This window comes from Lysinibacillus sp. PWR01 (assembly GCF_043359455.1).
Classification (GTDB): domain Bacteria; phylum Bacillota; class Bacilli; order Bacillales_A; family Planococcaceae; genus Lysinibacillus; species Lysinibacillus fusiformis_F.
Genome location: NZ_JBHERJ010000040.1, coordinates 57,316 through 79,081, shown reverse-complemented (window position 1 = coordinate 79,081; position 21,766 = coordinate 57,316). Strand labels below are relative to the sequence as shown.

Genomic DNA, 21,766 nt, shown 5'->3' with positions numbered 1-21,766 from the left:
TCTAGTTGTTCACACTGCAACTAGAGGTGATGAAAATGAGAGAGGATAAAAATAACAAAGCTTCTCAAAACCAAGATCCAAATCAAAAGGAAAATGGCCAATTACAAAAGAAACCGTGGTTTTGGCCAGTAGTTTACACAGGTGGTGCACTTGTTCTAGCAGGATTGTTATTTGGTTACAATAGTCTCGTATCAAAAGTAGAAGAGGCTCCTTTACCAGATTTAGCTGAAGTAGATCCAGGTCCTGTAGTGGAAACTAATGCACGAACTGAAAACATGAAGTATCCATTCAAAGAAGAGAATTTTAGTAAAGTACAAGTCTTACAAGAATTTTACGAGTTAGAGGCAAATGAAGAGTCTCGTGAAAATGCACTAATGGTATTTAATCAAACATTTACTACATCTTCAGGAATCTCTATTGCTATGAATGGTGAAGAGTTTGAAGTACTAGCTGCTATGAGTGGTAAAGTACTAGAGGTAAAACTAGACGCATTTACAGGCAATAAGATCGTGATTGAGCATCCAAATGGTATGCAGACACATTATAGTTCTGTGAAGGATATCGCTGTTAAAGAAGGCGATGAGGTTACACAAGGTCAAGCATTAGGAAAAGCGACTGACAACGAGTGGAATCAAGCGGCTGGCGTCCACATGCATTTCGAAATTCTTGAAAACGGAAAATATATCAATCCGAAAAAATTACTAGCTTTTTAATGAGAAAAGCTAGTAACGCATAAAAAGTCAGCATTTTATCAAGAAAATGCAAAACGTGTTCTGAATAGCTTTGTCCTCACATAAGGTGAAGAAATGCGCAAATGTGCATCTGATTGCCAAAGCATTTTGTGAAATTGTGTGGAAAGGACGAAGAACGTGCATGAGCACATTCGGAAGCGCTGCATACGCCTCGGTGAATTACTGATTGAGACGCGTGAGACTGTGCGTGTCCTCGCGAAAATGACTGGTTATTCAAAAAGTACGGTGCACAAGGATTTAACAGAGCGATTACCAACAATTCATGAAGGATTAGCTGACCAAGTGAAAGAAATACTCGCCTACCATAAGGCCGTACGTCATATTCGCGGAGGAGAAGCAACGAAAAACAAGTGGAAAGAAAGAGCGAGTCAAGAATGATTCGTTCTTTTTTGCTGTGTTGGACAAGCATAAGTGATGATTTTCTAAGAATAGTAATTCTATATTATAGCCGTTCACTGCCTAAAAAGAAAACAGTCTTATTCACTAAATTTAGGTGAAATTACCAATAGAATATGATAAAATATTCTAGATAAAGAGATAAAATGAACGTTATGTAGTTGGAACTGGCGGGAAGGAGAAATTATAAAATGTTTTCGAAAGATATTGGCATTGACTTAGGGACTGCGAACGTATTAATCCACGTTAAGGGGAAAGGGATCGTCCTCAATGAACCATCTGTTGTGGCGATCGATAAAAAGACAAATAAAGTATTAGCGGTTGGGGAAGAAGCCCGCCAAATGGTAGGGAGAACGCCAGGTAATATCACAGCTATTCGTCCACTAAGAGACGGAGTCATTGCAGATTTTGATGTGACAGAGGCGATGTTAAGACATTTCATCAATAAATTAAACGTAAAAGGATTTTTGGCGAAGCCACGCATATTAATTTGTTGTCCAACGAATATTACAAGTGTTGAACAAAAGGCAATTCGTGAAGCTGCTGAAAAATCCGGTGGTAAAAAAGTATATTTAGAGGAAGAGCCAAAAGTTGCAGCAATAGGTGCTGGAATGGATATCTTCCAACCAAGTGGAAATATGGTAGTCGATATCGGGGGCGGAACGACAGATATCGCGGTTCTATCAATGGGTGATATCGTAACAAGTGAATCCATTAAAGTAGCAGGCGATGTGTTTGATAACGATATTTTGCAATATATTAAAAAAGAATATAAATTGCTGATTGGAGAACGTACTGCAGAGGCAATCAAAATGACAATTGGTACAGTTTTCAAAGGTAGTCGCAATGATACAATGGATATTCGTGGCCGTGATATGGTAACAGGTTTACCACGTACAATTACAATTGAGTCTGAAGAAATTGAACGTGCACTACATGAGTCAGTAGCCATGATTGTCCAGTCAGCTAAAAATGTCTTAGAAAAAACACCACCTGAACTATCAGCCGATATCATTGATCGTGGAGTGATTATAACTGGTGGTGGTGCATTGTTACATGGAATGGACCAGCTATTAATAGAAGAGTTGAAGGTACCTGTTTTCATTGCAGAGAGACCTATGGATTGTGTAGCCATTGGTACAGGTATCATGCTTGAAAATATTGATCGTGTGCCAGCATCCTTATAAAAATAAAATGAGGTGATTTCTTTGTTTAAAGGATTTTATACAGTTGCAACAGGTATGATCACGCAACAAAGAAGAACAGAATTACTTACCAATAATTTATCAAATGCGAATACACCAGGATTTAAGGCAGATCAATCTACAATTCGCTCATTTCCAGATATGCTAATGTCTAGCATTGGAAAAACAAATGCTCCTGCTCACCAACAAGCCGGCGCTGAATATATGAGTCAAGTAGGAGCTTTAAATACAGGGACATATTTACAAGAAACATTGCCAAATTACATACAAGGCCAAATCTATAACACGGATTTTACAACAGATATGGCATTGATTAATGGAAACTTACCACAAAATGAAGATGGTGTTACGGGTTCAATTTTCTTCCGACTAGAGCATCCTGCTGGTGGTGAGGCTTACACACGTAATGGTAATTTCACATTAGATGGGCAAGGCTATTTAGTTAACGGTCAAGGATTATATGTACTAAATGATGCTGGGCAACGTATCCAGCTACCAAATGATGATTTCCGATTAGATGAAAGTGGCGCTATCTTTGTAAATAATCAACAAGTAGCTCGTGTTGGTGTATCATTTGCTGCTAACCCGAACATGCTACAAAAACAAGATAATGGCCTTATTCGTACAGAAAATGGTGAGAACTTGCCAACAGCTTATGGAGCGAATGATGTTTCATTTACACTACGTCAAAACTTTTTAGAAGGGTCAAACGTAGATTCTGGTCGCACAATGACAGATTTAATGACTGCCTACCGTGCATTTGAAGCAAATCAAAAAGTATTACAAGCTTATGATCGTAGCATGGAAAAGGCTGTAAATGAAATCGGAAAAATTTAATGGGCGAACAGGAGGCTTTTATCAATGCTACGTACAATGATTACAGCTACAAACACAATGGGGCAATTACAAAACAAACTGGATACCATTAGTAATAACATTGCTAACAGTAATACAACAGGCTATAAAACAAAGGAAGCATCCTTTAATGAATTACTTTATCAGCAATTTAATAATGATAAGCAGGATCGTGCAGAACGACAAACACCTGTTGGTATTCGCTATGGATCTGGCGCAATGATTGGGCAAATTAAATCCAATGAAAAGCAAGGTTCATTACAAACAACTAATCGTGATTTAGACTTAGCTTTCACAAAAGCGAAACAATATTTCAATATTTTGATGCCAGATGGTGAAAATGGAACTGAAACAGTGTATACTCGACAAGGTGACTTTTATTTATCTCCATTGAATAATGGAACAGTTATGCTTGTAACAGCAGAGGGTTATCCAGTAGCTAATGCTGCAGGACAAGCTATTACATTACCAGACACGGTTCAAAAGTTTGCTGTTCGAGATGGTGGCGTATTAGAAGCATCTTATCCAAATGGGGATATTATTCGTACGGATTTAGCTGTAACAGAATTCCAAAAGCCGCAATTAATGGAGCATGTTGCCGGTTCTTATATGGGATTACCTAATAATTTAGCTGAACTTGGCTATACGCAGGCAGAAGTTTTGACAGAGCTTGTGGGAGCCAACCGTCAGCAAATTGGCATGCAAAGTGGTACACTAGAAATGTCCAATGTTAACCTCTCGAAAGAAATGACAGAACTCATTCAAACACAACGTTCTTATCAATTCAACGCAAGAGCGGTGACATTAGCAGATCAAATGCTAGGACTTATTAATGGCATTCGATAGGAAGTTATCCAAAAACGCATAGTAAGGAATGAAGAGGAGTACAATCTATGACAAACGATTCACGTCGACGTTCTGTGCCGACACAAGAAACCGATACGCAACCGCAACCAGAAAAGAAAGAACGCCGCTCGACTGGAGAGCAACGCGAGGTTCGATGGGTGCAAATCCGACTGATTCCGATTTGGTTACGCATTGTAATTGTTCTCATTTTAGTCGTTGTTGCCGCAGCATTAGGCGCAATGTTTGGCTTTAGCGTTATTGGAGAAGGCAATGCTATGGATATTTTTAAACGAGAAACATGGCAGCATATATTTGATATTATGAATGGTAAAGAATAACATTATTCTTTACCTTACTTTGTGTATACATACTTAATTTTTGAGGGGGAAATGACATGTTAACTGCAGAACAAATTCAAGCAATTTTACCACACCGCTATCCTTTTTTATTCGTCGATCGCATCATTGAATTAGAAGAAGGGAAACGTGCAGTAGGATTAAAAAACGTTTCAATTAACGAAGATTTTTTTAATGGGCACTTCCCAGGTTATCCAGTTATGCCAGGTGTGTTAATTGTGGAAGCTTTAGCTCAAGTAGGTGGAGTGGCTTTATTAAATGCTGAAGAATTTAAGGGTCGTTTAGCGTTTTTAACGGGTGTTGATAATTGTCGTTTCAAGCGTCAAGTCGTACCTGGCGACCAACTTAAATTGGAAGTAGAATTTGTAAAACTTCGTGGCGCAATGGGTAAAGGTCATGGTGTAGCAACTGTAGATGGAGAACTTGTATGTGAAGCCGATATTCTATTTGCAATTGGGCCTGAACAGCCTAAACAAGCTTAATTTGCATTTGTAGACCAAAAGATATAAAATAGATAAAGTCAAGTCAAAAATTGATTAGTAGGTTCTTAAATTGCGATGGTAAATAAGCGATTGTGAATTGAAATAGATGTAATTTTTAGGTTTTACAAACGTAGGAGGATTATTAAGATGTATAAGGAATTGTCTTCAGGTATTAAAATTAGCATTACTCGTTCGATTTCAACATCTTTTGAAACATACTTAGCAAGTATTGGTTGGGATGAAGAGCGCTTTTCCATGGAAGACTTCATTGCAAACTGGCAGACTTATTTTCAGGAGAATGCCGCGTGGATCGAAAAAATCCCTGCTGATACATTGATGAGCGCACAGTTTCATGAAGAAATGGCACAAAAAATCGATGAGGTTATTGCCAAAATTTTAAATGAAGAACCAACAGCACAGCAAGTCGAAACAATCGAGGCATTGCAAAAAGAGCTAGGCACAAACTATAGCTACGACTGTAAAGCAGAGGCAGCATATATTGAACAGTTATTAAAAGAAAAACAAAAATAGTTTGTACAAAAATCGGATAGTTCCCTCCTTTCTCGGGCAATCTATGTAGGATCACAAATACAGTAGATGTATTTGATGACATAGTACCCAAGAAAGGAGGTTTTTTACTATGTGGAAAATGTCATTTTTAACCATCATTCTTGCAACTGCATTCCTTGGAGGTTGTAACTGGGGAAATAATGCAGTAGAAGATCACCCTGTTCGAGAAGTCGAGAATGACGTACGTCGAGGAGTCGACGATGTCGAGGACGCATTAGATCCGAATAATCGTGACGATGCATACGATCGCAATAATGTAAATGGGAATGGTGTAGATCGAGGTACTGTTAACGATAATACAACATTACCTGAAGCAACAACACCTGGTTCAAATGCCGATATCAACAGCACAAACGGCTATGACAACACACCAAATGCAAACGGTGTAAATGGTGTTGAACGCAATGACAACATGAACGGTAACAATAATAATGATGTTGTCGACGATAAAGTAAACAACACTGAAAAATACCGTGATGGTATGAATAACCGATAACATAAAAAGAGTGTTTCCTCTGCGGAAAACACTCTTTTTTATACCCATGTAAGCGGGAAATGCCAGAAGCAGAATACTCATGAAGAGTAACTAATCACTAATCAAGCATGGCCCTGAGAAAATTCCTATACTCCTATAATGACAAAACGAACATCTCCAACAGCCTTAAAGGCCTCCCCCTCATAGCAACCACCAAATGAAACCCTCCTTTTTCAAATTGTATTGTACAAAAAAATTACTGCTTGTCCAATAAAAAAAACGATGCAAAAATTCGCATCGTCAGTCATTTTTTAATTTTGGTCGCTTTTTCATATCTTGTGTAAAGCGATCCAATAAATCCTCTAGGGAAACGCCCTCAGCAAGTAACTCTGACAGTAATTGCTCAGCATATTTAGAGCGTTTAATTTTAAGCGTACCTTTTAATAGTACTGAAACATGGTCACCGATTTCTTCAACAGTATGTACGATCACTTGGAAAGGAGCGGGTTCATTATCTGGAAACGAAATAACTGCACGTACATTGAATACTGTAGCATTCGCTAAGAGCTCATCAAAGGTTGAGCGATATTGTTTTTCCATAAACAATTCAAGTACCCAAGATTGATGACTATTTTCCTGATTAATAATGATGCCATCGATTAAAGGGAATGGTTGCACGCCATCTTTTGTGACAAGGTCAAAGGAAAGCATTTTAAATGTTTTCAATATGTATATTCCTCCTAAGTCTGTCATTCTTTTAGTATAACACATGAGGTAGCGGTTGTTTGTGATGTGCCCCTGTGACGATTTTTCAAAAACTGCGAAATTGCAGATTTCATGAAATAGCATTTGCTATTAAAGCCTAAAGCATTCAGCTAAAAAATTAATAAAAAATAGAAAAACAAAAATGTTAATTTACCCAATTTATGCTCAAAAACTGAAGGAAATTAACAATATTGATTTTTGCTAATGCCGGAATCATTTTGTAAGATGAGAGCAATCAAAAACAAAGGAGGTGAACGGATGAATCAAGTCGGATTGGTTGGAAGGTTTACGAAAGACCCGGTGTTACGTTACTTATCTGGAAATCGTGTGCAGACTCATTTTTCACTAGCCATTAACCGTAATTTTAAAAACAATCATGGGGAAGTAGATACAGATTTTGTTTTCTGTACAGCTTGGGGAAGGCTTGCAGAGAACATCGTTAAATATTGCGGTAAAGGTTCATTAATCGGTGTCAATGGCCGTATTCAAACAAGGTCATTTGTAAATGAGGAGAACACGAAGATTTTTATGACAGAGGTAGTGGTTGAGGATGTTAGATTTTATCAACTTAAACAAAGAGATAGTGACGAAACAGCTATAGTACCGTCGCAGCCACCGAATGAACAGGAAGGCTTAAAGGATTTTGTCTTACCTTAGCAAGGAAAGTTTACATACGGGGCAAGAGAACATTCATTGTCTGATCCGCCATTCTCCTTATATTTCTTGCACCGTAACAGCAGAAAGGAATGATGTGTACCACTAATAATAAACATTGCTGAAGACCGCACAGCAATGGAATTTACAACACAACTAAATATGAATGATGAAGTAAGTAGGGAAAAGAAGTAGCAAGTTCCACTAAAAGAGCGCCAAGAACTATTTGCTCTTGGCGCATCTCATTATTATATATCTAATGTTATTAAATCGCGGAGTTCTTGATCTTCTAACTCGGTCAACCACTGGCTTGATTGAATAAGCTCTTCCGATAATGCAGATTTCTGCACCAGCATTTTATCAATTTTTTCTTCGATCGTACCAATTGTCACAAATTTATGGACCTGCACAAATTGTGTCTGTCCGATGCGATAAGCACGATCTGTTGCTTGATTTTCGACAGCGGGATTCCACCAGCGATCCGCATGTAAAACATGAGTAGCAGCTGTTAAATTAAGTCCTGTTCCACCTGCTTTTAATGAAAGGATAAATATAGGGAAATCTCCTGCCTGGAAAGCCTCTACTAAGCGATCTCGCTGCTGCTTAGGCATGGCACCAGTTAAAAACGGTGCATCTACATTAAATAATTCACTAAAGCAATGCTGTAGCAATTGTCCCATGCCAATATACTGTGTAAAGATGAGACATTGCTCCCCATTGTCCACAATCTCAGCTGCCATTTGTACAATGCGCTCCAGCTTAGTTGAACGTGCAAGCATTGTTTCGGCATCCTCGAAAGGTTCCTTTAAATATAAGGCAGGATGATTACATAGTTGCTTTAATTTACTGAGCATCTTTAAGACGCGACCCTTTTTTTGAAAGCCTGTTAACTGCTCTAGTTGATCAAGTGTTTCTAAAATATAGCCTTCATAGAGTGAAGCTTGCTCCGTTGTTAATGGACAATATTCATTCGATTCTAGCTTATCAGGTAAGTTAAGCTGTAAATGTGGATCACGCTTTGTACGACGCAATAAGAATGGCTGAATTTTAGCTCGAAGCTTCTGCTTATGCGATTCTGATTCGTCCCGTTCAATAGGCAAAATAAATTCTTCATTGAAGCGGCCAAAGCTACCTAAATAGCCCTTATGAATGAAATCAAAAATAGCCCATAACTCAGATAAACGATTTTCTACAGGTGTCCCAGTGAGAGCAATGTGATGGTCACCTAGCAATTTACGAATGGCTTTTGATTGTAATGTTTGCATATTTTTTATATTTTGAGCTTCATCGAGTACAACCGTTGCCCAATCGATATTCTGTAAAAATTCAGTATCCTGTGACACAGTACCATAAGTTGATAAAATGACATGTGGCTTTTCTGCTGTCACTAGCTGTTTAAACTCTTCATCCTTTGCTCGATTTGTTTGATAATGCGTATGCACAATCAGGGACGGAGCAAATCGAGCAAGTTCTTTTTGCCAGTTCCCAAGCACTGAAGTGGGACAAATAATGATGGATGGTTTCGTGTAATCAGCTGCGGACTCATAAATATGAAGTAAATAGGTAATCAATTGAACCGTTTTTCCAAGGCCCATATCATCGGCTAGACACGCACCGAAACCTTGTTGACGCATAAAGACTAACCATTCAAAGCCCTCTAATTGATAAGGGCGTAATTCGGTTTGTAAGGACAATGGAATTGGAACGGCAGGCAAGCCTTTCTTCTCCAAAAGCTGCTCCATGTATGCTTTTAATGATTGTTGTATTTCTAATGCAAAGATTGGATCATCTCTCAGTGCATCATCTGCATCTTCTTCCTCAAGAGGAGCAGACAAGTCTTCTGGTAACTCTCTAAATAACAATTCCCGAACAGTCCAGCTTTCATCTTCAGCCTGCTGCATTAATTCACGCATTTCTTGCATCCAATTGGCGTCTACTCGGAACCATTCAGTTCCAATACGAATAAATTCACGTTTCTCATCCACGAGCTTTTTAAATTGCTCAGCTGAAATCGTTTGTCCGTTCATAGAAAACTGCCATTTAAACGTTAAAATATCATCTAAACCTGCTACCTTTCTTGTGGAGACATTGCTAGTTGTGACGCGTACTCTAATTTTGGATTGTTTTAAATCCTTTAGCCATGCTGGTAGTACAACATCAAAACCAAGTGCCTGCAATCTAGCGAGATCCTCACGTAGGAAAGAGCGCACTTCTAAATCTTCCAGTGTCACACGAATAAAGATGTCACTATTGATCGTATCGGTGGATAGAAGTTCTACAATTTGCTGTTGTTGCTGCGCAATTTCAGTTGCAAACATTCGCCACTTTGTAGGTAGTGCTTCTTCTATAGGTAAGGATTGTTTACGAATAGCAGGTGTCCAGTAGTTTTTTGTTGTAGCAGTACTTAGGACCGTTTCTAATAACCATACATCGGCATCTTCTTCTGGCTCACTTAACCGTAAAGAAACGGAAACAGCTCCAGCTTGACGAGCTTGATCCAATGGCCAGCCGCCTCGTAGGAAAAAGGGTAGTAACTTTGGTAAATCAGCTAGTATTAGTCCAACCTGTGAAAGCTTTTGCTGTACAGCTGTTTCCAATAATGCTGAATCTATATGATCAATAGGAAAACTTAATGATGAAAAATCATCTGCAATGACAGCATGTGACCAAAGTGAAGGCTCTTGCCAGTATTCCTGTAAGGCGTATACTTTTTTCAACCATTCCATACTATCTTCATTTGCACCAATCCAACTGATAAAGGGGTGCTGGAAGCTTGATGAAAAAATATCTAGTAACTCAGCTGTAGAAACCTCAATCGTAAAATCAGCCCGATTTGTTAATAATCCATAAACATTTGCCTCATAAGTAAAGAATAGCGAAGAAATTAATGTATCAACATCGATTGTTGTACCATTTGCAGTAAAACCCTGCAACGTAAAATATCCTTCCCGAGCTACTTCAATACGGAGCTGTTGTGTTTTGGAAAAAGGGGAAGGAGCATTTATTGTCATCATACTAAGTTTCCTTTCTCAATTTCTTCTTGTAACGCACGGAGTCGTTTATATTCTGCACGAATGGTTTGCATATATGTTTCAAAATAAGCTACTTTGCCAGCCCGTTTTGCAGCGCTACGCATACTTTTCCAAATACGCACAGCCTGCTTATAATTTAGTCGCGATTTTTGAGCAATTTCAGTCATGGCATAGACATGATATAAAGGTAAAACAGTTGCAGGTTCAACCTGTAATACATCCTTTAATCCACACAGTTCTAAATAGGATAGAGATGATGGGTTTAATTGATGGAGAGCTGCCCATTCACGATAACGTCCTTTTTTTATTAAAAAACTTGAGAACGGCTGTAGCCCATACACACCAAAGGCACTGTATAGCATTGCTTCCTCTTCATCTGTAAGCTGTATCTCGTCAAATAAAAGTTGGAATTGCCTTACGTATTGGGCACGCTGAACAACTGGAACGACTTCCTGTAGAAATTCTTCAGTCAAAGGTAAAATTGCTCGTAAAATGACTGCTAATGAATAGGACTCACCAGCACGTTGAGCAAAAGTAGCTAGTTCAAACAAATCCTGCATTTGTGGTAAATCAATCTGTGCCAAACTTTCAAGCAGCAAATCTTCTTTTTGTAATAGCACATAAAATAATAATTTTAGCGATTGTAGAGAAATTTCTGCTGAAGGGTGATCAAGATTATTTATAAATGCCAATTCCTGTTCACGTCGAGGCTTCTCATAAAAAAGCACTGCCCACAGCAGCATGTATAGACGAAGTCGGTTAGCGAAAAGCCCTTGTCGTTCTAATAAAAATTCTCTTACTAGCTCTTGGATGGCATCATAAAATGGGTCAGTCGCAAACAGACGTGACCGATTAGAAAGCTCTGTGAGAATGCTCTCAAAAGATTGAGTGCTTTGATCGATAAAATATTTCATATAAGGTGAATCTAACGAATGTCCAGGTGTTTCATTTAAATGCCGCCATATCGAATTAAAAATAGCTAGCTCCATATACAGCTTATAAAGGGGTTGCCATTCACGCTCAAAGGGCATATGTCGACGAAGACGCTCCAATGCATCGGTTCTTACAGCGGAGAGCCCATAGCCTTCTAATACGCGCCCAGGTGGTAATAATCGTTTCATCACCTCATCCACCATCATCGACCAGCTTTGCGGGCTGCGTTCGTCTGCTAAAAATTTTAACTGAACTGATTTTTGAGCACGCCAAGCACTCGACCAATTTTGAACTGAATCAAAATATTGATAGAGAGCGAGTAAAGCACCTATTTGATGTCGGCACCATTTTGCTTGAGGACAGCTACAGTGTAGCTCTTCCTTGGAAAAATCAATTTCAACAGAAGCGGGTCTGACATCTTGAACACTTGCATATAATATAGAACTCGCTCCATTAAACCGTTCAAAAACAATGGATTTATTCCTTACAGAAAAGACAGCACGACGCACTAGTTCCTCATCCTCGGTAGAGGAAGGATGTAAGCCTTGTTCAGCTTCTTTTAATTTAGTCAGCACAAATGCTTGATGTTCTTTAGCTAATTGCGATATAGACAATGCCATAACCTCACTCCTTTCATCATGTATGGCTATAGTTAACATTGTTAATTGTAAAAAGGAAAAAAAGACTGTCCTTCCATTATACGATTAAAATGCAGTAATGATAAGCTGAATGATCAGAAAGAAAAAAATGAAATAAAGATAGTTAACAAGGCTTTTGATTTGTGTTAAAATCTGAATAATCAGATAACTAAGGAGGGATGAAGGATGATGCAAGTTCAATACATGAAGCCGTTTTACACAAAAGTTACTGGAGATAAATTACGTCTCGTATTTGCTTATCAATATTTCTCTATTTTAAAAGAGAATGAGATTTTCCATTTCATTCCCATAGAAGGTAAAGAGATGATCATCAACATGAAGACACAGCAAATTGAAAATTTATCTGAGGTATTTGTTTTCCAAAAAGGAAATCGTTTTATTCGATTACCACTTTATCAACTATTGCTTATTACCAATGTTCACGAGCATCTAGCACCAATACTTGAAAGCGCTACACCAAAGCAACAAATTCCGATGGTTTCTACTGTGACGGTTGGCGAAATCGATCAGCTTATTGCAGAGCTAGAGGAGAAAAATTTGGATCATTTAATTGATCAGGCATTATTAGAGAATGATAAAGTACTCTTTTTCGAGTTGCTACAGCAAAAGAGCCATCAACTTGGAGGTTTCAAAATTGAATAGATGGATTGTCCAGTAAGCACCTACTTTTCATAAATGAAAAGCAGGTGCTTTTATGATGTGGTTAATCAACTATAAAATGTTAATAACTCATAAAAAATTAGAAACCATTTCCAAAAATAAAGTCAATAGATGAGTGGACGAACCGATATATAGGTCAAGAAGGTGGTGAAATCATGCTTGGTAAGTGGTCAGCAACGGGGATGGCGATCCTGAATAATATGAATCGTCATTATGGTGCGATGAGTAAAGCCATGCTACGAATTTCTTCCGGTTATCGGATTAATAGTGCGGCGGATGATCCGGCTGGACTGGCGATTTCTGAAAAAATGCGTGCACAAATTCGTGGATTGAATATGGCAGCTAAAAATATACAGGATGGTATTTCTCTTGTGCAGACGGCAGAGGGCGCATTAAATGAGACACATGCCATGATTCAGCGTATGCGTGAGCTAGCAGTGGAGGCAGCCAATGATACATTAACAGATGAGGATCGTAAACAATTAGATCTGGAGTTCCAGGAATTAAAAAAGGAAATCCAGCGCACATCGACCGATACAGAATTTAATACGAAGACATTGCTCAATGGGGATTATGAAACAAATGGCATTAAGATTCAAGCAGGCGCCAATGCAGGGCAAAATATAGAATTATTTATCAATGGGATGGGGTCCGAGGCACTTGGTTTGAAGGATGCTTCCATTGCCACTCGTGAGGAAGCGGAAAAAGCCATGTCTTCAATGGATGAAGCCTTAAAACGAGTTTCCAATGAACGCTCAAGACTTGGTGCCTATCAAAACCGCTTGGAACATGCCTACAATGCCAATGTGAACACCGCAGAGAATTTACAAGCAGCAGAATCTCGAATCCGAGATGCAGATATCGCAAAAGAGATGATGAATATGGTGAAGGCGCAAATTTTGATGCAAGCAAGTCAATACGTGTTAGCCATGCATATGCAGCAAGCACAATCGATATTAAAATTATTAGAAGTAGGAAAAAAATGATGAATTTCAATAAACATTGAAATTCATCATTTTTTAATATTTATTTTGAAAAAGCTTCAATTGCTAATTTAGCTGTTGCTGTTGCTTCGTCTTGCAATGGGATGACAGCCTGGCGCATTTTTTCTTGAACCGTTGTATAGGATTCAAGGATTGCCACAGCTTGTTCAAACAATGTCACACCATTCCAATCATCTACTTCGACATGACCGATTACAGGTTGTTCAACGATATCAGCAAATGCATCAATTTTCGGATCATACGAAATCGCAATAAAAGGTGTTGCATAGATTGCGGAGAAAATTAAGGAATGTAGTCGCATACCTATTAATAGTTGCGATTGACCAATCACGGCAATTTTCTCCTCAATGGATAAATCAGCAGGAGCAATCAAGCTCTTTTCCTTCATGAGTGCTGCTACTTCCTGTGAAGTGATAAAATCATGCTCACCATGCATAGGGAGAAAGACGATTTGCTCACCTTGGCGCGCTAATTCATCGAGGCTGTGTGCAATTTTTTCTTTGTAGGCAACAGCGGAAGGCCAGTCACGAACACTTACCGAGATATAGCTATCGGCTGACAAAGATTCATTTTCTAGCCAATCACAATGAAAGTCATTACCGTTAAGTCCCATAACAGGGTCTGGTACTATCATTGTTTCTTTTCGCACACCGATCTCTGTTAAAAGAGCTAGAGAGGCTCTATCCCTAACGGTTATTTGCTCGACCTTATTAAAGACTGTACGAACAATGAATTTACTAAGCGAGTGATTAATCGGACCCATGCCTTGGGCGTAAACAAATACTGGTTTCTTCAACCATTTTGCGATTTGAATAATGCCCGCATAGTAAGGAATAGTTTTCATGCCTGTTTGATCCTGCATGAGACTGCCGCCACCACTAATAAGTCCATCTGCTGTCTTAAGTAATTGGCGAATTTCTTTCATTTTCCAACGATTAACGGCCTTGACACCATATGTTTGCTCAGTAGCTGCTGGGTTATTAGATAATACCGTGATCTCTATATCATTTTGCCACTTTTTGAGAGATTGGATGATGGACAGTAGAATGGCATCATCTCCGACATTATCGAATCCATAATAGCCAGATAAAACAACGTGCATTATGACCACCTCGCGATTGCCTTAGAAACCCAACGATAACCGATTTTGAAGAGTAGGATAAACACTAGTCCTACTACAAGACCAAGAGATACGCTGTACAGTGTACGTAAGACAGAAACAGCTACTGGGATGTGTAGGTGAGTAAATGTATTCATGATGGATAAGAAACCGATAACACCTGGTACAAGGAGAATGCTACCCCATTTGCGATTAATACCCATTACATATAACGCTAAAATAAAGAATGGGAAACCAATTAAAAATTCCTTCGTTCTTGGTCGAACATACAATGTATTTTCTAGCCATTGTCTAAAGGCTAATTCCATATCACTCACAGAGCCAGAGTTACCTGTTCTGCTAATGTAAAATAATCCGACACCTGCCAACACAACGAGTAGTAGCACATGCCAATATTTTAATTCTTTATTTAACAATGTTACCGTATTCGATAAAGAGTTCTTAATGTTTTGATCCGCTAGTCGGTTAATCTCAATCACTGTAAATAATAAAACACCCATGATTGGAATAAGATAAACAAGCTTAACTCCTTTAAATACTGCAAACCCTGTCATAAAGGCATTACCATTCAATAAGCCAATAACAATAACAATACCAATAACACTAATCGCTACTGCTTTTAAATATTGGACCAATATGTTAGACAGCTTCGTAGAACCTTGCGCCGATTTGATGACTGCATAGGTTGGTGCAAGGACTGCAATAATGAGTGCAAATGCTTGTAAGAATAGGGTACTTTTCAGGATAAAGTACGCAATGGCTAGTACAGCCATAAAGCCAGCTGCCGCGATACGAAGAGGCATCCATTTTACTAATTCTGAAATGATAAAGGTAAATAAAATACCTGCTACTAATACGGCTGCTGTAACCCAAGCTGGTACGGCTACTTTATCAAACAGCTTTGGTTCACCTGGTTGGAAATGATCTGGCATTGTGTCATGCACGCCATTTAAGTAATCAATCGTTTCTTCTACATTTTCTTTGGCATTGCCTGTTGTTTTAATATGATAGAAGATGGAGCGAATATTACGCTCTTTGACAGCACGTGTTGTACGGTCAATACTTGCATTTAACTTTAATTTAGTCTCTCTGTTGACATTGATACTATGCAAACGAATCATATTGTAATCCGTTATTTGAGCGATTTTACTTTCACCTTTAAGTGGGTTACTTTCAATTGTGTAGAAGTAATAGCCAGCATCATTTAATTTTTCAACTAATTGATTGCCGTCTTCTTGTCCAAAACCAATAGCTTCATCACCTTGACCAAGTAAGCGGCCAGCAGAAGCTTCTTTTAAAGCGACTAATTGATTAACCAACTTTTCATTAGCTACTTCATTATCTGCATTTTCTACCTTAAAGATGTGAGCTAGTCCATGCTTACTAATCATGTCAATAGCAGGCTGATCGTAGCCAATTGGTGTTTTTAAATCAAAATTGTGGTTAGAAGCAGGAAGGAAATAGAAAGCTTCTTCTCCTATTTGTACTTCCGCTGGTTCAACGCTCTCCATGATTAGCTTTTGGTAGCTTTCATTTTCAGGCACTCGAATATAATAGCCGCTATTAGAGATATCAACAGCATCTTTATAAGGTGTAAACAATAATTGTGCGGCCAATTCACTTTCTTTATAAACGGTAATTAAGTTTTGCTTTTCCATTTCCTTTAATGTTAAGGGCTCTAGACTCACAGTATTCAGTCCAGCATCCTTTAATGAGGAAAGGATTTCATCCATTGTTAGGTCGCTATTTTTTTCTGCGGTTTGTATTTCATCATAGGGAATGACAATCTCATAAGCATCATTCGATTGCTCCGCATTCCACCTCATCATGATACCTGTAGAGGAAACGACGAGTAAAAGAACAATGATTCCCCAAAGCCATTTCTGTTTTGACATAAGTGTCCTACCTCTCTTATTTATGAAAATCTTTTTCCGATAACAGGGATTTTCTTTAAATCTTGTTTATGAATAGCTTTCATTAGCCATAGTAGAAGGAAGTAAAGAGCCCCTCCAGCTACGATTGCGACAGTTAGATAGCCCATTGCCGCCATTCTTGACCAATGTGTAAAGTCAAGCCAAAGCGTTGGTAATCCAACTGCTGCTCCCATTACAATCGAAGACACAATCATTTTTACCGTATCTTTTCCAAGGACAGTAAAGCGAATCGTACGATAAATAAAGACAGAATTCACAATAAATAACACAAAATACACGAGCAAAGTTGCATAGGCAGCACCATCTAAACCGAATGCCTGAATAAGGAAGATGTTAGAAAACACCTTAAGGACAACACCACTCAATATAATGATAGCCCCTGTTTTGGCAGCATTCATGCCCTGTAGAATACCTGTTCCAAGCAAAGTCAGAGATGTAAAGACAGAGCTCAGGTTGATGATGGCTAACATTAAGCTTCCCTCTAAGTCTTTAAAAAGAGCTAGATTTAAAGGCAAGGTTAAGGCTAGTAGTCCAATCGCAGCTGGCCATGAAATAAGATGTGTCATACGATGGGTTTTTTCGATAATATTGCGTGTTTCATCCAATTTACGTTCAGCTAGCTTCGTTGTAATGAGCGGTACAAGCGGTAAGATAATCGAAGAAGCAAAAACAGTCGTAATTTGAACTAATGTTAGTCCTCGACCATAAATACCATAAAGGTAACTGATCTCACTAGCATCTGCACCAGCACTTCTTAAGCCATATGTAACCGTAAAGGAATCTACAAAGTTAAAGAGTGCCATTGTGACAGAACCAATCGCGATTGGAATGGAAATTTTTAAAATGGTTTTACTGTATTTAGAGAAATCCTTACCAGAATATTTCTCCTTGCTCGTCACTTTTACCGAAGAACGGAAATATTTAAAGAGTAAATAGAAAAGTGAGCCGAGAGCTCCTAGTACAGAGCCTGCCATAATCCCCCCAGCTACGATATCATTCGAATAATCCATCGCAACTAGGAAATACGCCACAATTAAAATTAACGCAACACGTACTAACTGCTCAATCACTTGCGAGATGGCAGTAGGTCGCATATCTCCAAAACCTTGGAAAAATCCACGATAGACAGCCATATAGGGCGCTACCAGTAATGTGAGGGCAACAATAATTAAGGCAATCTCTGTTGAAGGCCCACCAAGTGCATTCGCTATCTGCTCTGAAAAGCCGTAAATGATTGTAAAACTAATGACGCCAAAGGATAATGCAAGGATTCTTGCAGTCACATAAATTTTCTTAATTTTGGCAGTATCATGACTCGACTTGGCTTCCGCAATCAGCTTAGAAATAGCGATAGGGATACCTGCAACGGATAAATAAAGTGCTACCATATAAACAGGATAGACAAGACTAAAAATACCGAGTACTTCATCACCAGCAATATTTTGAAGTGGTATACGGAAGATACTACCGATTACTTTTGAAAGTAAGGTCGCAATCGTTAAGATGAGTGTGCTTTTAACAAATGTTGACTGACTCATTTTGTTTTGCCCTGACCTTTAAGCTTTAATGCAAATACCTTTAAAGCGAAGCGTGGAAGTACAAGCATTCTGCCAAATCGACTTGGCTGGCGTAACAGTCGATAGAGCCATTCAAGATTTAACTTTTGCCAAATAACTGGTGCACGTTTGACAGTGCCAGCGATGACATCGAAGGAGCCACCTACACCGATAAATACACCCTTTGAAAATTTCTCAAGGTTTTCCGTTATCCATTTTTCCTGTCTTGGTACACCTAATGCCACAAATACAAGATCAGGCTGTAGAGTAGCAATTTCTTTTGCAAAATCATTATCATTCCAGTCGAAGTAGCCATCATGATAGCCAACGACATCAACGTTTGGATAGTTCTTATGAATATTAGCAACCGTCTTTTCGATGGTTTCCTTTTGAGCACCTAATAAATAGATTTTAAAACGCTTTTGTTGACCAACTTCCAACAGACGTACCATCGTATCATAGCCTGTTACACGCTCTGGAAGTGACTCACCAAGAATTTGTGCAGCCTTAACGACACCAATGCCATCCGCACAAATGTAAGTTGCCTGCTTTAAGTAATTCATGACAGTTGGATTTTCATTTGCCTGCATGACAACTTCAGGATTGGCTGTCACAACGAAAGTTTTTTCTTGCTGTTCAATACGATTAACGAGTAAATCAACAAACCCTTGCTGACCAATATGTAAAAAGGGTACGCCCATAATCGTTACATGCCTCATATAGTGTTCAAACCTTTCTGTAATTCCATTTTCACTGCAATCTATCATACCATAAAAGCAATATTGACAGGAAATTTTCGATAATGGGTTTAACGGGGATTAACTAGGGTATAGCTCTCATAAGATAACGAATTTTAAAAAGAATATGGATCATCATATGAAGCTTTTTAGCGCACTTTTTAGGCGTAGAAATTTACTAAATTTTAGGGAAACATTTTGAAAATGATAGCCTAAAATTTCGAGTTTCTTCTATTATATAGCGCTTACATCTCCGTGATAAAAAATGACCAACAAAAAGAGTGCGAATCATCATCGCACTCTTCTTTGACGCATCCTATTAAAATCATTTTTTTACAATATAATCGCCATGTACCCAGCCTGTTTTTCCGTTGTAGATTACCTGATACCAGGCATCATTTTTTACAAATTCACCTTTATCGTCTACAACGCCGATAATAAAGCCATTCGGTTTAACAGTACCTAAAATAGCACTCGTAGTAGATGGTTCACTTCGAACATTGAGTGTAATGTTCATGTTGACAATTTGTAAACCATTTTCAAGACTCACATAATCATCAAGCATCCAGCCTTCTTGTCCATTGACGCTCACTTTCAACCAACCACCATTTTCACCAAGAACTTTAAAGGAGGTATCCTTTGGCAAATTCGTAATAATCGAAGCATTATCTGTTATATTTGGATACGTTCTCATATTGAGATTAATCGTCGTCGTCCCTGTTGCTCCAGCTAAACCTAAATCCAATGCATATTGCTTCGTTGGGCTTGGTAATGAAGGAGCGGAAGATTGACTTTGATAAGCAGGTACATCAAACACTAGATTAGTTGTCGTATGAGCACCAATTAATTCATAAATGTCATAAATCTTTTTCGCTTGAATGACGGCCCACATCACATGTGTTGCATATTGATGGACTGTCGGGTTGTCAGGATTCCAACGCATTTTATAGAGCGTATCTTGACCCTTGCTAATGTACTGGTCTTTTACAAATTGGGCACCACCGATAATGGCATCCTGAACAGTAAACCATCCATTTGTATAAGCACGCTCAGCACCATACTTATTAGCATCGGCATCAATAGCGCCAATACCGTAAGCATTGTAGGCTGTCTTAATTGCTGTTAATTTATCGCGATTTTCTGATGTTGCCATCATTGGTTTGCCATTTGTATCTAAGCCAACTTCAATCCCTTTAATAAGAGCAGAACCACCATTGGCTGTTTCATGTAAGGCATGGGAGACCAAATAAATAGCATTGATCTTATTGTCGACACCAGCCTGAATGAAGGCATCCGCGGTACCAGCTAAGCTTCCTTTATTTGCAAGTACTTTATCATTCAGCTCTTTTGCACTCAGGTTGTTGACTACCGTAGATAATTTTAAGAATTGATAATAAGATGGGCTATCCTGCATAAAGCTTTTTGGGTGTACATAGTATGACACTAGTGCCTCGCTAGCCGTGAAAATGCCAGCACCATCGACCTTTGGATTATTCTTTGTTTGTTTACTCACTACAGAAGAGTAATCATGTGAGTAATTCGTCGTCATGTATTGCTTACCACCTGTCCCAGGCGCTTCCAGATGGATTAAACGATAGAGCACGGTAGCTGCCTCTGCACGAGTTGTTTGAGCAAGAGGTGCAAATTGATTATTCGGCTTCCCAACAAGTAGTCCTGTTGAGACGACAGCTTGTACATCTGCATAGGCCCATTTGGCAATGCGTGCATTGTCACTAAAAGCAATAGGGGAGGAAGATGTGTTGATGTTTTGATAAGTAAGAGCTCTTTTTAACATAGCCGCCATTTCCTGACGATTAATATGATTATTCGGATGGAACTTGCCTTGCTCGTCACCTTTAATTAATCCGTGATAGCTTGCTTGCTCAACCACTCCATAATACCAGTCACCTTTTTTAACATCTGCAAAGGTTGCCTGACTAGAAGCTGCTGGCAAATTCAGGGTTCTGACAAGAAAAGCAGCAAATTCAGCACGAGTGACAGCATCATTAGGACGATAATGGCCGAATTCATCGCCCTTCATTAAATCGTTGGTAATGAGATAGTTCATTTCATGGTAGGCCCAGTGCTTTGAAATATCTTCTGCTGAAGCGGTAGTAGGGGCAAGATATAACATACCTGCCAAAACTGCTCCATAAAGAGGAAATTTACGTTTCATTTTTCAAGCTCCCTTCAGTAGTTGATCATGTCCTATCAAACTATCAAAAGTGTAGCATAAAAAGTGGCAATCTATTATTACAACATGGGGACAGATAGAATTGATTATTTACTTAATAAAGAAGAAACTCGTGAAGTTGGTGGGGGAGTGGCAGAATTCGCTAAGAAACGCCTTCTATATTTCTGTTTCATTACAATTATAACTAAAATATTACGGGAGTCTTTAATTTTTGACAATTTAGTAACCATTCCAGAAAATGCTTGGTTATTATTGAGAGTAAGGTATAATAGGTAACGGAACTATATGTTACCAATCCAAATGAGGATATAATTAGTTGTAAGTTTGATGGTTTCTACTAAATACCATAATAGGTATGGTAAAAAAATCTTCTATAACTAAATTTATATCCCAATGCTTGAATTTAGGAAAAGATAGTGTTATATTATTGTAGAAAGTGAATAAACTTACTAGAATGGTATTCTACTACGCTTTTTCTAGTAAATTTACTAACAAATTTGCTTTAGTTTTGTATTATTCAAGAAAGCTATAATACATACATTTAGGTAACTAGGCGGTACTATAGTTTTCGTTGGATTAAT

21 protein-coding genes are annotated in these 21,766 nt (G+C 38.5%); 13 read left to right on the top strand and 8 right to left on the bottom strand.

Going from position 1 to position 21,766, the window contains the following annotated elements; all coding sequences use genetic code 11:
* Positions 1-35 precede the first annotated feature (35 nt).
* From ACEVFT_RS06035 to ACEVFT_RS05995, 9 genes are all read left to right on the top strand, one after another.
* Complete coding sequence (locus ACEVFT_RS06035) at positions 36-713, top strand: M23 family metallopeptidase (protein WP_048395635.1); 678 nt, start codon at positions 36-38, stop codon at positions 711-713.
* A gap of 156 nt (positions 714-869) precedes the next feature.
* Positions 870-1,130 carry a sporulation transcriptional regulator SpoIIID gene (locus ACEVFT_RS06030; protein WP_004269485.1) on the top strand — a complete coding sequence of 87 codons (261 nt, stop codon included), beginning with the start codon at positions 870-872 and terminating at the stop codon, positions 1,128-1,130.
* 209 nt (positions 1,131-1,339) lie between these two features.
* Positions 1,340-2,335, top strand: coding sequence for a rod shape-determining protein (gene mreB / locus ACEVFT_RS06025; RefSeq protein WP_004269486.1), 996 nt, complete (start codon positions 1,340-1,342; stop codon positions 2,333-2,335).
* A gap of 21 nt (positions 2,336-2,356) precedes the next feature.
* Positions 2,357-3,190, top strand: coding sequence for a flagellar hook-basal body protein (locus ACEVFT_RS06020; protein WP_393948728.1), 834 nt, complete (start codon positions 2,357-2,359; stop codon positions 3,188-3,190).
* Between the two features lie 24 nt (positions 3,191-3,214).
* Positions 3,215-4,054 carry a flagellar hook-basal body protein gene (locus ACEVFT_RS06015; RefSeq protein ID WP_048395638.1) on the top strand — a complete coding sequence of 280 codons (840 nt, stop codon included), beginning with the start codon at positions 3,215-3,217 and terminating at the stop codon, positions 4,052-4,054.
* 47 nt (positions 4,055-4,101) lie between these two features.
* Complete coding sequence (locus ACEVFT_RS06010) at positions 4,102-4,392, top strand: DNA-directed RNA polymerase subunit beta (protein WP_004269489.1); 291 nt, start codon at positions 4,102-4,104, stop codon at positions 4,390-4,392.
* A 56-nt stretch (positions 4,393-4,448) separates the two neighbouring features.
* Positions 4,449-4,892: a 3-hydroxyacyl-ACP dehydratase FabZ gene (fabZ, locus tag ACEVFT_RS06005; protein WP_016991806.1), complete on the top strand. Its 444-nt coding sequence runs from the start codon at positions 4,449-4,451 to the stop codon at positions 4,890-4,892.
* 147 nt (positions 4,893-5,039) lie between these two features.
* Positions 5,040-5,423: a hypothetical protein gene (locus ACEVFT_RS06000; RefSeq protein ID WP_048395640.1), complete on the top strand. Its 384-nt coding sequence runs from the start codon at positions 5,040-5,042 to the stop codon at positions 5,421-5,423.
* A gap of 109 nt (positions 5,424-5,532) precedes the next feature.
* Complete coding sequence (locus ACEVFT_RS05995) at positions 5,533-5,958, top strand: hypothetical protein (protein WP_048395642.1); 426 nt, start codon at positions 5,533-5,535, stop codon at positions 5,956-5,958.
* 279 nt (positions 5,959-6,237) lie between these two features.
* Here ACEVFT_RS05995 and ACEVFT_RS05990 read toward each other — a convergent pair whose 3' ends face one another.
* Positions 6,238-6,663, bottom strand: a complete 426-nt coding sequence (locus ACEVFT_RS05990; RefSeq protein ID WP_131520802.1) for a YwpF family protein — start codon at positions 6,661-6,663, stop codon at positions 6,238-6,240.
* Positions 6,664-6,960: 297 nt separating this feature from the next.
* Between ACEVFT_RS05990 and ACEVFT_RS05985 the strand changes: the two genes are divergently transcribed.
* Positions 6,961-7,359 (top strand): single-stranded DNA-binding protein, encoded by a 399-nt coding sequence (locus tag ACEVFT_RS05985; protein WP_205446890.1) that lies wholly within the window; start codon positions 6,961-6,963, stop codon positions 7,357-7,359.
* Between the two features lie 245 nt (positions 7,360-7,604).
* Here ACEVFT_RS05985 and ACEVFT_RS05980 read toward each other — a convergent pair whose 3' ends face one another.
* Together ACEVFT_RS05980 and ACEVFT_RS05975 are read right to left on the bottom strand one after the other, a co-directional pair.
* On the bottom strand, positions 7,605-10,370 hold the full coding sequence (locus ACEVFT_RS05980) for a DEAD/DEAH box helicase (protein ID WP_393948724.1): 2,766 nt from the start codon (positions 10,368-10,370) through the stop codon (positions 7,605-7,607).
* Positions 10,367-11,941 carry a hypothetical protein gene (locus ACEVFT_RS05975; protein ID WP_393948722.1) on the bottom strand — a complete coding sequence of 525 codons (1,575 nt, stop codon included), beginning with the start codon at positions 11,939-11,941 and terminating at the stop codon, positions 10,367-10,369. The genes ACEVFT_RS05980 and ACEVFT_RS05975 overlap by 4 nt, the downstream gene beginning before the upstream one ends.
* 204 nt (positions 11,942-12,145) lie before the next feature.
* Between ACEVFT_RS05975 and ACEVFT_RS05970 the strand changes: the two genes are divergently transcribed.
* Positions 12,146-12,622 (top strand): IDEAL domain-containing protein, encoded by a 477-nt coding sequence (locus tag ACEVFT_RS05970; RefSeq protein ID WP_205446896.1) that lies wholly within the window; start codon positions 12,146-12,148, stop codon positions 12,620-12,622.
* Positions 12,623-12,795: 173 nt separating this feature from the next.
* Positions 12,796-13,626, top strand: coding sequence for a flagellin N-terminal helical domain-containing protein (locus tag ACEVFT_RS05965; RefSeq protein ID WP_393948720.1), 831 nt, complete (start codon positions 12,796-12,798; stop codon positions 13,624-13,626).
* 40 nt (positions 13,627-13,666) lie between these two features.
* On the opposite strand, the gene csaB is transcribed toward ACEVFT_RS05965, so the two are convergent.
* The 5 genes from csaB to ACEVFT_RS05940 all read right to left on the bottom strand — a co-directional run bounded on the left by csaB (position 13,667) and on the right by ACEVFT_RS05940 (position 21,167).
* On the bottom strand, positions 13,667-14,746 hold the full coding sequence (gene csaB, locus ACEVFT_RS05960; RefSeq protein WP_393948718.1) for a polysaccharide pyruvyl transferase CsaB: 1,080 nt from the start codon (positions 14,744-14,746) through the stop codon (positions 13,667-13,669).
* Positions 14,746-16,659, bottom strand: a complete 1,914-nt coding sequence (locus ACEVFT_RS05955) for a DUF5693 family protein (RefSeq protein WP_393948717.1) — start codon at positions 16,657-16,659, stop codon at positions 14,746-14,748. The genes csaB and ACEVFT_RS05955 overlap by 1 nt, the downstream gene beginning before the upstream one ends.
* 20 nt (positions 16,660-16,679) lie before the next feature.
* Positions 16,680-18,236 carry a putative polysaccharide biosynthesis protein gene (locus tag ACEVFT_RS05950; RefSeq protein ID WP_393948714.1) on the bottom strand — a complete coding sequence of 519 codons (1,557 nt, stop codon included), beginning with the start codon at positions 18,234-18,236 and terminating at the stop codon, positions 16,680-16,682.
* A complete protein-coding gene (locus ACEVFT_RS05945; RefSeq protein ID WP_393948712.1) occupies positions 18,233-18,973 on the bottom strand; it encodes a WecB/TagA/CpsF family glycosyltransferase in 741 nt (246 codons plus the stop codon). Before ACEVFT_RS05945 ends, ACEVFT_RS05950 begins: the two co-directional genes overlap by 4 nt.
* Positions 18,974-19,316: 343 nt before the next feature.
* Positions 19,317-21,167, bottom strand: coding sequence for an S-layer homology domain-containing protein (locus ACEVFT_RS05940; protein WP_393948710.1), 1,851 nt, complete (start codon positions 21,165-21,167; stop codon positions 19,317-19,319).
* Between the two features lie 84 nt (positions 21,168-21,251).
* Here ACEVFT_RS05940 and ACEVFT_RS05935 point away from each other — a divergent pair, with 84 nt between their 5' ends.
* Entirely contained in the window at positions 21,252-21,461 is a 210-nt protein-coding gene (locus ACEVFT_RS05935; RefSeq protein ID WP_393948709.1) for a hypothetical protein, read from the top strand.
* The last annotated feature ends 305 nt before the right edge of the window (positions 21,462-21,766 follow it).